Source organism: Streptomyces sp. NPDC055078 (genome assembly GCF_053607985.1).
In genome coordinates, this window is record NZ_JBSGUP010000238.1 from 1 (window position 1) to 11,384 (window position 11,384).

General features: G+C 73.1%; 9 protein-coding genes and 2 pseudogenes. 7 read left to right on the forward strand and 4 right to left on the reverse strand.

From position 1 onward, the window contains the following. Together ACWF94_RS20480 and ACWF94_RS20485 are read left to right on the forward strand one after the other, a co-directional pair. Nucleotides 1-662, forward strand: a 662-nt coding sequence (locus tag ACWF94_RS20480) for a phosphatidate cytidylyltransferase (RefSeq protein WP_453490049.1), incomplete at its 5' end; no start/stop codon positions are given. Between the two features lie 152 nt (nucleotides 663-814). Continuing rightward, the gene (locus ACWF94_RS20485) at nucleotides 815-1,987 is read left to right on the forward strand and encodes a lysophospholipid acyltransferase family protein (protein WP_453490066.1); all 1,173 of its coding nucleotides are present in this window, start codon (nucleotides 815-817) and stop codon (nucleotides 1,985-1,987) included. 163 nt (nucleotides 1,988-2,150) lie between these two features. Here the strand turns inward: ACWF94_RS20485 and ACWF94_RS20490 are convergent, their stop codons facing one another. After that, complete coding sequence (locus ACWF94_RS20490; protein ID WP_453490052.1) at nucleotides 2,151-2,600, reverse strand: hypothetical protein; 450 nt, start codon at nucleotides 2,598-2,600, stop codon at nucleotides 2,151-2,153. 259 nt (nucleotides 2,601-2,859) lie between these two features. Between ACWF94_RS20490 and ACWF94_RS20495 the strand changes: the two genes are divergently transcribed. Continuing rightward, nucleotides 2,860-3,315, forward strand: coding sequence for an SRPBCC family protein (locus ACWF94_RS20495; RefSeq protein WP_453490055.1), 456 nt, complete (start codon nucleotides 2,860-2,862; stop codon nucleotides 3,313-3,315). A 182-nt stretch (nucleotides 3,316-3,497) separates the two neighbouring features. Beyond that, a complete protein-coding gene (locus tag ACWF94_RS20500; RefSeq protein WP_453490069.1) occupies nucleotides 3,498-3,800 on the forward strand; it encodes an ArsR/SmtB family transcription factor in 303 nt (100 codons plus the stop codon). 110 nt (nucleotides 3,801-3,910) lie between these two features. Here ACWF94_RS20500 and pruA read toward each other — a convergent pair whose 3' ends face one another. Together pruA and ACWF94_RS20510 are read right to left on the reverse strand one after the other, a co-directional pair. Then, complete coding sequence (gene pruA / locus ACWF94_RS20505; protein WP_453490058.1) at nucleotides 3,911-5,551, reverse strand: L-glutamate gamma-semialdehyde dehydrogenase; 1,641 nt, start codon at nucleotides 5,549-5,551, stop codon at nucleotides 3,911-3,913. A 37-nt stretch (nucleotides 5,552-5,588) separates the two neighbouring features. Continuing rightward, nucleotides 5,589-6,515 carry a proline dehydrogenase family protein gene (locus tag ACWF94_RS20510; protein ID WP_453490072.1) on the reverse strand — a complete coding sequence of 309 codons (927 nt, stop codon included), beginning with the start codon at nucleotides 6,513-6,515 and terminating at the stop codon, nucleotides 5,589-5,591. 241 nt (nucleotides 6,516-6,756) lie between these two features. Between ACWF94_RS20510 and ACWF94_RS20515 the strand changes: the two are divergent. Continuing rightward, a pseudogene (locus tag ACWF94_RS20515) lies at nucleotides 6,757-7,479 on the forward strand (PucR family transcriptional regulator); the annotation flags it as partial. 576 nt (nucleotides 7,480-8,055) lie between these two features. Then, nucleotides 8,056-8,646, forward strand: a pseudogene (locus ACWF94_RS20520) (PucR family transcriptional regulator); the annotation flags it as partial. A 184-nt stretch (nucleotides 8,647-8,830) separates the two neighbouring features. Here ACWF94_RS20520 and ACWF94_RS20525 read toward each other — a convergent pair. Beyond that, a complete protein-coding gene (locus ACWF94_RS20525) occupies nucleotides 8,831-9,565 on the reverse strand; it encodes a TetR/AcrR family transcriptional regulator (RefSeq protein ID WP_453490060.1) in 735 nt (244 codons plus the stop codon). A 227-nt stretch (nucleotides 9,566-9,792) separates the two neighbouring features. On the opposite strand from ACWF94_RS20525, the gene ACWF94_RS20530 reads away from it, so the two are divergent. Continuing rightward, the gene (locus ACWF94_RS20530) at nucleotides 9,793-11,340 is read left to right on the forward strand and encodes an MFS transporter (protein WP_453490063.1); all 1,548 of its coding nucleotides are present in this window, start codon (nucleotides 9,793-9,795) and stop codon (nucleotides 11,338-11,340) included. Nucleotides 11,341-11,384 lie beyond the last annotated feature (44 nt).

An 11,384-nucleotide genomic window follows, 5' to 3' on the forward strand; every position in this document is an offset into this window, starting at 1 on the left:
TCGCGCTGGCGGCGGCGCTCGGGGTGATCGCGGTGAGCGAGTACGTACGGATGGCGGGGCTGCGCCCCGCCGACCACGCGGTGCTCACGGTGGCCGCCGTCGCCCTGCCGGGTCTTGCCTGGCTGGCCCCCGGCGCGCTCGACCTCAGGGCGGCGGGGCTGCTGCTCCTCGCCGCCGCGCTGCCGCCGCTGCTGTCCGGGGACCAGTCGGCCGGTTTCACCCGGGCCGCACGGTCGGCCTTCGCCCTGTTGTGGATCCCCCTCCCGCTGACCGGTCTGGTCGTCCTCGGGGACACGGCGGTCGCGGTGGGTCTGGCGGTCGCGCTCGGTGACGTCGGCGCGTGGTGCGGCGGTACGGCGCTTGGGCGGCGCGGCCCCCTGGCACGCCGCCTCTCGCCGCTGTCGCCGAACAAGACCTGGGCGGGGGTCGCCGGTGCCGCGGTGGCCACGGGCCTGGTGCTGCTCGCTGTCGGCGCGTTCTCGCCGCTGCTGTGGGCGGCGGTGCTGGCCGGCTGTGTGCTCGGCGATCTGCTGGAGTCGATGGTCAAGCGCGAGGCGGGCGTGAAGGACGCCGGCACCTGGCTCCCTGGATTCGGCGGACTCCTGGACCGGATCGACTCCCTGCTGCCCGCGCTGCTGCTGGCGACGGTCGTGACCGCGTGAAGGCCCCGGGGAGCGGGCCGGACGCGGTGGCACCCGGCCCGGGGAGCGAGGCGACCGGGCAGGCGACCGGCCCGGCGGGCGGCGCGGGCGACGGGGTGGTACAGACGGGGAGCGGGGCGGTACGGCCGGGGGGCGGGGCGGGCGCGGCGGGACTGCCCTCGCCGTCCCGGGCGGCGTCCCTGGTCCGGCGCGCGCTGTGGTGGTTCGTGCTGACGCTGACGGGCGGGGTGGAGCGCCGGGGCAGGCTGCCGCGCGGTGGGTGTGTCGTCGTCGCCAACCACGCGTCGCACGCCGATACGGCCGCGCTGCTGGCGACCCTGGACGCCCGCCACACCCCCGCGATCGGCGCGGCGGCCGACTACTGGTTCGCCTCGCCGTGGCGGAGCCGGATCTGTAGCAGGCTCGCGGCGGGATTCCCGGTCCGGCGCACGGGCGGCGGCATGGACGACCTCCTCACGACGGCCGGTGAGCTGCGGGCAGGCCGCGCGATCGTCCTCTTCCCGGAGGGGACCCGGGGCGGCGAGAGCGGGGTGGGTTCCTTCCACCGGGGGGCGCTGGTGCTGGCCGAGACGGCCGGGGTGCCGGTGGTGCCGGTGGGCATCGCGGGCACGGACCGGCTGCTGCCCAAGCACGGATCGCTGCGTTCGTCGCTGGTACGGGTACGGATCGGGGCGCCGCTGCCGCCGTCGGCCACCCCGGAGGAGGCGCGTTCGGCGGTCGCGGCGCTGCACAGCCGTACCAACGCGGAGTCGCTGCGGGACTCCCGCACCCGGCGGTGGGTGGCGGCACGGGCCGTCACGGGCCGGGGGCTGCTGATCGCCTTCGTCTGGGCCTTCGCCGAGGCGCTGAGCTGGCCGCTGATGCCGGAGCTGCTGCTCGGGATCGTCTGTGTCACCGTGCCGTCCGCCGCGCTGCGGCTGACGGTGGCCGCGCTGGCAGGCAGCCTGGTCGGTTCACTGCTGGCGCTCCGGCTGGCGGGCGCGGGCGTCGAACTGCCCGCGCCCCTGACGACGGACCGGATGCGCGCCGAGGCGCGGCACGAACTGACCCTCAGGGGAGCGGACGCGGTGGCGGACCAGCCGTGGAACGGCATCCCCTTCAAGGTATACGCGGCACAGGCGGGCCAGGCGGACATCCCGGCCGGCGACTGGCTGGCGTCGTCGGCGCTCGCGCGCGGCTCACGGACGGTGACGGTGGGCCTGGGCTTCGCCGCCCTGGGCTGGCTGCTGCGCCGGTACCGCAGGTTCTATGTCCCGTATCTGGTGGTTCTGTGCGGCGGGTTCGCGGCCGGTCTTTCGCTGATCGTCGCCGGCTGGAGCGGGTAGGCCGGAGTCAGCAGGGCCCCGGGACCGGAACCCGCCGCCGGACGCCCGCTCCCTGGCCGCCCGCCGCCGGACGCCCGCTCCTTGGAGGCCCGCTCCTTGGACGCCTTCCGCCGGACAGCGGACCTGCCCGGGACCCGAGAGGTACGCGAGACCACCGCCCGCATCACCGGAACGGAAAATTCCAGGCAGGGCTGCGCAGGCCGATGGACTGAATGTAGCCGCCGGTCAGCCCGGTGCCGTGATTCACCCGCGCCGTGGGCGGCAGATACGGCGACACCTCGTCCCTCGGGTGTCCGAAGAGGTCGACCCCCTCGTGGACGACGGGCACCAGGGCGGGGGTGGTGGGCTCGGTGCCGGTGGGATCGCCGGGGATGCGTTCGAGTTCGACATAGCCGAGCCCCCGGGCGTGTGTCCCCTCGCTCGCGCCCCAGACCTGGATCGTCAGCCCCCGGTACTCGCCGCAGAACCCCCATGCCGTACCGCAGACGTAGCACGGCCGGATCGGGCAGATGGTGGAGACGGTCCACTGCGCCGCGTGCTGGCTCATGCCGAACCGGAGCGTGCCGGCGTGGTGCGGCAACAGCAGTCCGGTACCGGGCAGGAGTTCGAACACGCGCCAAGTCTCCCACCGGGCCCGGAGGTTGACCTCGGGTTGATGCCCCGTGTTCAGAAGGTCACAGCCACCCCTGGCCGGCTTCGATCCCTTCCGGGCCGCACGAGGAGCGCGCCGATCAGGGCGTACGGCGGGCGTACGGCGGGTGAGCGGCGGACACTCAGCCGGCACCCGGCCGGGGAATATCGCAACCATGTGGTTGCACATAAGACCCAGACGTGCAACCATCGGGTAGCACATCAAGCGAAGGAGACACCTCATGAGCAAGGACCGCATCGAGAGGGAGATCACCATCTCAGCGCCCGTGGAGCGGGTCTGGGCGGTGCTCACGGAGCCGAAGCACGTGGGCTCCTGGTTCGGCCAGGGCGAGCCCACGCCGGTCGATCTGCGCCCGGGCGGCACGATGTTCCTCGACCACGGCGAGTTCGGCCAGTTCCCGACGACGATCGTGACCGTGGAACCGCCGCACCGCTTCGCCTACCGGTGGGCCGCCGCGTACCCCGGCGAGGAGGCGGTCGAAGGCAACTCCACCCTGGTCGAGTTCACGCTCGCACCGGAAGGCGCCGGCACCCTGCTGCGCGTGGTGGAGACCGGTTTCGCCTCGCTCACCGTCCCCGACGACCGGAAGGACACGGCGTCGTACGAGAGCCACGAGAGCGGCTGGGAAGAGCAGGTCGTCAACATCCAGAAGTACTCGGAGCAGTTGGCGGCATGACGGCGGAGACGGACCCGGCGCGCGGGACCCCCGCGCCACGGGTCCCCGAGCGTACGGAACAGGCACGGACGGCACGGACGGCACGCACCGAGCCGACGGGCCCCCCGTACCCTCCGGGCCTCGGCGCGGCAGCCGCCCGCGCCGACCCGTCCCGTACGGACGACGACGACGCCGTATCGGAGGTGCTGTCCGCGCTGGCGGACCCGACCCGCCGCCGAATACTCGACGCGCTCGCCGCGCACGGCCGGGCGACCGCCACCGTCCTGGCCAGGGAGCTGCCGGTGAGCAGGCAGGCGATCGTCAAGCACCTGGCGGTGCTGACCCGGGCCGGGCTCGTCGCCGCCCTGAGGGAGGGCCGCGAGGCGCGCTATACGGTCCTGCCCGGCCCGCTGACCGCCACGGCCCGCTGGATGGACCGGGTGGCCTCCGACTGGGACGCCCGGCTGTCGGCGATCAAACGCCTGGCGGAGAGCGCCCCGGAGTGACACCCCCGGAGTGAAACAGCGGGGCGGGAGAAGGATCCGGGGCGTGGAACCGCCCCCGTTCCGGCAGGGGGGCCGGAGCGGGGGCGGGTTCAGGGGGCGGACCCGGTGGATCAGCCCTGGTGGGGGTAGGTGTAGTCGGTCGGGGCGACCAGCGTCTCCTTGATCGAGCGGGTCAGCGTCCAGCGCATGAGGTTCTGCGGGGCACCCGCCTTGTCGTTGGTGCCCGACGCCCGGCCGCCGCCGAACGGCTGCTGGCCGACGACCGCGCCGGTCGACTTGTCGTTGATGTAGAAGTTGCCCGCGGCGTACCGCAGCTTCTCCATCGTGTGCGCCGCCGCCGCGCGGTCGTTCGCGATGACCGAGCCGGTCAGGGCGTACGCGGAGACCGACTCCATCTGCGCCAGCATGGCGTCGTACCCGCCGGCCGTCTCGTCGTCGTACACATGCACCGCGAGGAACGGGCCGAAGTACTCGGTCGTGAAGACCTCGTTCTCCGGGTCCGAGCACACGACGACGGTCGGGCGGACGAAGTAGCCGACCGAGTCGTCGTAGGTGCCACCGGCGACGATCTCGCAGCTCGGGTCCTGCTTCGCCCGGTCGATGGCGGCCTTGTTCTTCGCGAACGCGCGCTCGTCGATCACCGCGCCCATGAAGTTGGTCAGATCGGTGACATCACCCATCCGGATGCCGTCGACCTCGGCCGCGAACTCCTCCTTGAAGCCGGAGTTCCAGATCGAGGCGGGGATGTACGCACGGGAGGAGGCCGAGCACTTCTGGCCCTGGAACTCGAAGGAACCCCGGGTGAGCGCGGTCTTCAGGACGGCGCGGTCCGCGCTGGGGTGGGCGACGACGAAGTCCTTGCCGCCGGTCTCACCGACGATGCGCGGGTAGGAGCGGTACCTCTCGATATTGGCGCCGACCGTCTTCCACAGATGCTGGAAGGTCCGGGTCGAGCCGGTGAAGTGGATACCGGCCAGTTCCGGGTGGTTCAGCGCCACATCGGACACGGCGATGCCGTCGCCGGTCACCAGATTGATGACGCCCTTGGGCAGCCCCGCCTCCTCCAGCAGCCGCATCAGCAGCACGGCCGCGTGGGTCTGCGTCGGGGACGGCTTCCACACCACGACATTGCCCATCAGGGCGGGGGCGGTCGGCAGATTGCCGGCGATGGCGGTGAAGTTGAAGGGCGTGATCGCGTAGACGAAGCCCTCCAGGGGGCGGTGGTCCAGCCGGTTCCACACACCCGGGGAGTTCGCCACGGGCTGCTCGGCGAGCAGATCGCGCGCGTAGGCGACATTGAACCGCCAGAAGTCGATCAGCTCACAGGGCGTGTCGATCTCCGCCTGCTGGGCGGTCTTGGACTGCCCCAGCATGGTGGAGGCGGCGAGCGTCTCGCGCCAGGGGCCCGACAGCAGCTCGGCGGCGCGCAGGATGATCGCCGCGCGGTCGTCGAAGGACATCGCGCGCCAGCCGGGCGCGGCGGCGAGGGCCGCGTCGACAGCGTCCTGGGCGTCCTGCCTGGTGGCCCCGGCGAAGGTGCCGAGGACGGCGCCGTGGTTGTGCGGCTGGACGACATCGACCCGCTCGCCGCCGCCCATCCGCCGGGCGCCGCCGATCGTCATCGGCAGCTCGATCGGGTTCTCGGCCAGCTCCTTGAGCCTGGCCTCCAGCCGGGCGCGCTCGGCGCTGCCCGGGGCATAGGAATGGACCGGCTCATTGACCGGCGCGGGGACCTTGGTCACAGCGTCCATGGTTGCCGAATCTCCTTAATCAGTAGGTCAGTCGGTGTCAGCCGCGGCTGACCAGCGAACGCAGGAAGAACGCCAGATTGGCGGGGCGCTCCGCGAGGCGGCGCATGAAGTAGCCGTACCAGTCGGTGCCGTACGCGATATAGACCCGCACCCGGTGGCCCTCGGCGGCCAGCCGGTGCTGCTCGGCCTCCCGGATGCCGTACAGCAGCTGGAACTCGTAGTCGTCGAGCTTGCGGCCGGTACGACGGGCGAGTTCCTGGCCGATGGAGATGACGCGCGGGTCGTGTGACCCGATCATCGGGTACCCCTCGCCCTCCATCAGAATCCGCAGACAGCGGATGTACGCCCGGTCGACCTCGGCCTTGTCCTGGTACGCGACGGTCTCGGGCTCGTTGTAGGCACCCTTGACCAGCCGTACGCGCGAGCCCGCGGCGGCCAGCGCCCGGCAGTCGTCCTCGGTGCGGAAGAGATACGACTGGACGACGGCGCCGGTCTGGGGGAAGCGCTCACGCAGTCCGGCGTGGATCGCGAGGGTCGAGTCGACGGTGGTGTGGTCCTCCATGTCGAGCGTGACCGTGGTGCCGATCCCGGCGGCGGCCTCGACGACCGGCGCGATGTTCCTCAGGGCGAGATCGTGCCCGCCGGGGAGCGCCTGCCCGAAGGAGGAGAGCTTCACGGACATCTCGGCGCGGGTGCCGAGGCCCAGCGGCCGGAGCGCGTCGATCAGCCGGAGGTAGGCGTCGCGTGCGCGCACCGCCTCCGTCGGGTCGGTGATGTCCTCGCCGAGGACGTCGAGTGTGACCTCCAGGCCCAGATCGGTCGTGTCCGTCACGACGGGGATGGTCTCCTGGACCGACTCCCCCGCGATGAAACGGTTCACCACGGGTTTGGTGACCGGGGCCGCCGACACGGCGCGGCGCATCCTGTCGCTGCGCGACGCGGCGAGGATCACGGGACCCAGCACGGGGACCTCCATGGAGAGTGCGAGCAGAGCCGGGGCGGAATCGCCGTCACCGGTGTCACTGGTCACTGGTCTCACTGATACGACCGGTGTGACTGGCGTGACTGGTGTCGGCGAATCCGGAGCGGCACGAAGAACCACCGTGAAATCTAAGGATCGCTCCGATCCTCAGCCATCGACAGCTGTCACGCATCCGCGAGCGGGATCTCAGACAAATGTCTGAAGGGCATGCCAGAATGTCCGGGTGAAGGGTGATTACCAGGACCTGGTCGATGAGATCTCGGCGCTGCTGACGGCCCCCGCGACCCTGGAGAACCGGGACTTCGGGCTGATCGCCTTCGGCGCGCACGACAGCGAGGACGACACCGCGATGGACCCGGTCAGGACGCGTTCGATCCTGACCCGGACCTCGTCCCCGGCCGTCCGCGCCTGGTTCGAGGGCTTCGGCATCGCCCGCGCGACAGGCCCGGTCCGTATCCCCGCCGCCCCGGACGCGGGCGTGTTCCGCGACCGGATCTGCCTTCCCGTACGGCATCGGGGCATCGCCCTCGGCTACGTCTGGCTGCTGGACACCACCCCGGGCCCCACCGACGCTCAGCTCACGGCGGCCATGGAGGTCGCGGCGCGGATCGGCACCCTGCTGGCGGACGAGGAGCGGGCGGGCGCCGACCTCTCCCGGGAGCTGCGGGCGGCGCTGACTGCGGAGCGCGGCTGGCAGTACGACATGGCGGTGGCGGCCCTGCGTACGGCCCTCGGCGGCGACGAACGGGGGGCGGACGGGCCGCACGCGGTGGTGTGCCTGGCTCCCTGGCCCGCCGATGACCCGCCGTCGGCCAGATCCCTGCCGGGGGTGGCGGCGGTGTGCACGGTCGGGATCTCGTGGGGCGGTGGCCCGGCCGCCCCGCCGGGGGCACCCGGTCACCGGGAACCGGCCACGGGTGGCGCCCCGGCCGGCGCGAAGGGCGGCGCCCCCGGGCCGAGGGCCGGTTCCGCGGCCACCCCGGTTCCGGACACCCGGCCCGGCTCCGGGCTCCCTTCCGGCTCCGCCCGGGACAGCGGTTCCGGTACGGCGGCGCCGGGCGCGGCGGCTTCCCATAGGGCGGCTGCCGCGGCGACCGCTTCGCGTGCGGCGTCTTCGCGTACGGCGATTCCCGGCGCGGTGGCTTCCGGAGCGGTGGCTTCCGGAGCGGTGGCTTCCGACGCGACCGTCTCCGGTACGGCGGCTTCCGGAGCGACCGCCTCCCGTACGGCCGACTCCGACGCGACCGCCTCCGGTACGGCCGCTGCCCGTGCGCCTTCCTCCGGTGCGCGGGCGACCCCCGTGGCCCCGGCGCACCCGGGCACGGGGTCCGCCCACGCGGCACCGCCGGTCGCACCGTCACCGCCCGGTACGGCGGCGGCCGGCCCAGGCACCTCCCGGCGGGCGGGCTCCGGGACGGAGGCCGGCAGTTCCCGAACCGGGACCGGTGACTCCGGGACAGGGACGGCGGAGGCCCGGCCCCGGGGCGCAGCCGCCGGCGAGACCCGGCCGGGTACCGCGAGGGCCCCCGGGCCCGCCCCGGCACCGGGCACGGCCCCCGCCCCCGGCACCCCGGGCCCGGAGTCCGCCCGGCCCGGTGGCGGCGTACCCGCGCGCGCCCTGGCCGTCCTCGTACGCCTGCGGTCGACGGACACCCTCGCCCCGGCCCTGTCGGCCGCCGAACGGCTGCTGCCCGCCGCACCGGGCGCGGGGGCCGGGACCGCGTCCCCCCGGCTGGGGCTCGGCAACCTCAACACCGCCTGGCACGAGGCCGTTTCGGCGGCCCGCGCCGTCCGGGCCGAACCGCGGCTGGGCCCGGTGGCGCGCTGGTCGGCACTCGGCCCGTACCGCCTGCTCACCGCCCTGCCCGCCGCCACGGCCGACGACCCCGCCGTACGGCCCCTGCTGGCGCCCGCCCACCGTGAGCTGGCCCGCACGGCCGAGGTGTTCCTGGACTGCGCGGGCCAGGCGGGCCGCTCGGCCGCCCTGCTCGGCATCCACCGCCAGACCCTCTACTACCGGCTGTCCCGCGTCGAGCGGCTCACCGGCCTGGACCTGGCACAGGGCGAGGACCGGCTGCTGCTGCACATGGCACTGAAGGCCGCCCGGCTCTGAGCGCCGGAGCCCCGGTCCGGCGCTGTCCCCGGCCCCATCGGCTCCGAGCGGGGAACACCCGCCCCGGAAGCCCCGGCTCCGTAGCCGATCGAACCCCGCCCCACCCCACCCGACCCTGACTCGCTCCGGTCCCGGTCTCCTCAGCTGCCAGCAGAGGGAACCCCGGCCCGGTCCCCCGCCCGGCCTATCCGCCCGCCGACCCGCCCGTATCAGACCCGCCCATATCAGACCCGTCGGCTACGGCGTCACGCGGACCGTCCGCCACGGCGTCACGCGACCCTCCGAGCGCGGTGCCCTGCGACCGGCCGGAGGCGGTGTCACACGACCCGCCGCGCACCGCGGCCCCCGCCCAGCTCTCCTGCACCGCCCGCAGCGCCCGGACCAGATCCTGGGCGGAGGGAGCCGTGTCCGGGTCGGTGAGCCACTGGATCATGACTCCCATCGTCAGTGCCTGATGGAACCGCCCGACCGCCCGGCGGTCCTCCTCCCCGGCCGGGTAGTCGGCCCCGCCGAAGAGCTGGGCCAGCTCCGACCGGGCCTCGACCTGCGCCGCCTTGATGGCCTCCCGCAGTTCCTCGTCACCGTCGAGCCGTGCGACGACCTCCAGCTGGAGCTTCCAGAGGGAGCGATGGGCGTCGAAGGTGGCGAGGACGCGCTCCCAGGAGTCCTCGAAGCGTTCCGGTCCGCTGTCCGGCCGCGGCGGCCCGCCCGCGGCCTCAAGGTCGACCATGTCGCCCCACTCCTCGGTCACGGCGAGGACCGCCTGCTGGAGGAGGGCGTCCTTGGACCCGTAGTGATAGCCGATGGAGGCGAGATTGGTACCGGAGGTGGTGACGATGTCCCGGGCGGTCGTCCGGGCGTACCCCTTCTCCAGCAGACAGCGCTTCGCGCCTTCGAGCAGATCCTCACGATGTCCCATGGCCGCAGCGTACAGCGGCCTGGACAAACGTCCCATACATCTGTATCAGACATTCGTCTACATCCGTATCAGACACCCGCGCACCCGTGCGAGCTGCCCCGATCCCCCGGGGACCCCGGTTCGGCACCCCTGACGAGCGCCCGGGACACCGGTCGGCGACCAGCCCTGGACAGCGATCTATACATCCGTACTAGACGTCCGTATAGAACGTTTGTATATTCCCTGGCATGCCAAGCCGTACGAACCTCCGCGCGGGCCGCCGGGAGTGGACCGCCTTCGTCGTCCTCCTGCTCCCGCTCCTTCTGGTCTCGATGGACGTCTCCATCCTGTACTTCGCCATTCCCGCGATCACCCGGGAGCTGGACCCGAGCAGCACCCAGCAGTTGTGGATCTTCGACGTCTACGCCTTCGCGCTCGCCGGACTCCTCATCACGATGGGATCGCTCGGCGACCGGATCGGCCGCCGGGCGCTGCTCCTCGTCGGGGCCGCCGCGTTCGGCGTCGCTTCCGTAGGGGCCGCCTACGCGAACAGCGCCGAGATGCTGATCGCCGCCCGGGCGCTGCTCGGTATCGGCGGGGCCACGCTGATGCCGTCGACCATGGCCCTGGTCCGCAATATGTTCCGGGACGCCCGGCAGCGCACCCAGGCGATCGGTATCTGGTCCGGCGCGATGGCGGGCGGTATCGCGCTCGGCTCGGTGATGGGCGGGGTGCTGCTGAACCACTTCTGGTGGGGTTCGGTCTTTCTCGTCAATGTCCCCGCGATGGTGCTGCTGCTGATCCTCGCCCCGTTGCTGGTGCCGGAGTTCAAGGACCCCGCGCCGGGCCGCTTCGATCTGCCGAGCGTGCCGCTGTCGGTGGGTGCCGTACTGCCGGTGGTCTACGGGCTGAAGGAGATCGCCGTCGAGGGGCTCAGCCTCCCCCTGGCGCTGTGCGTCGCGGCGGGACTCGCCGTCGGGGCGCTCTTCGTCCACCGTCAGCGCACCCGCGCGGACGCGATGATCAGCCGGGAACTGTTCACCGGACGGCTCTTCGGCTCCGGGGTCGCCCTGCTCACCCTCGCCATGTTCGCGATGATGGGTTCGGCCTACTTCACCACCCAGTACCTTCAGTCGGTGCTCGGTATGGGCCCGCTGGAGGCCGCGCTGTGGAGTCTGATCCCGTCGCTGTCCGTGGGGGTCGCGGCCCCGGTGGCCGCCGCGCTCGCCCAGCGGTTCCACCGGGGGCACCTCATCGCCGCCGGATTCCTCATCGGCGCGGCCGGTTTCGCGCTGCTCGCCCTGACCGGTACGGATTCCCTGTGGACGCTGCTGGCCGGCTCCGCGGTCATCGGCTGCGGCATCGTGACCGTGATCGCGCTGGCCAATGACATGGCGCTGGCCTCGGCCCCCGCGCACAAGGCGGGGTCGGCGTCATCGCTGCTGGAGACGGGGCAGGAGTTCGGCGGTGCGCTGGGCATGGCGGTGCTGGGCTCCATCGGCGCGGCGGTCTACCGCGAGGAAGTGGCCGCCACCCTGCCGGGGGGCGTCCCCGCCGGGGCGCGGGACGCGGCCCGGGAAACGCTGGCGGGAGCCTCGGCGGTCGCCGGCCGGCTGCCCGGCGGAGTGGGGGACGAGGTGCTCTCCGCCGCCCGCGAAGCCTTTGTCCTCGGGATGCAGTACGCCGCCGGCGTCGCGGGGGCCCTGCTGGTCGGTGCCGCCGTACTCGCGGCCGTACTGCTGCGCAGGGCTCCGGCCGAGAAGCCCGCGCCGGAACCGGTCGGCGCACCCCGCTGAGGCATGGGTACATGAGCAGGGGCCCGGCTCACCGCGCGGTGAGC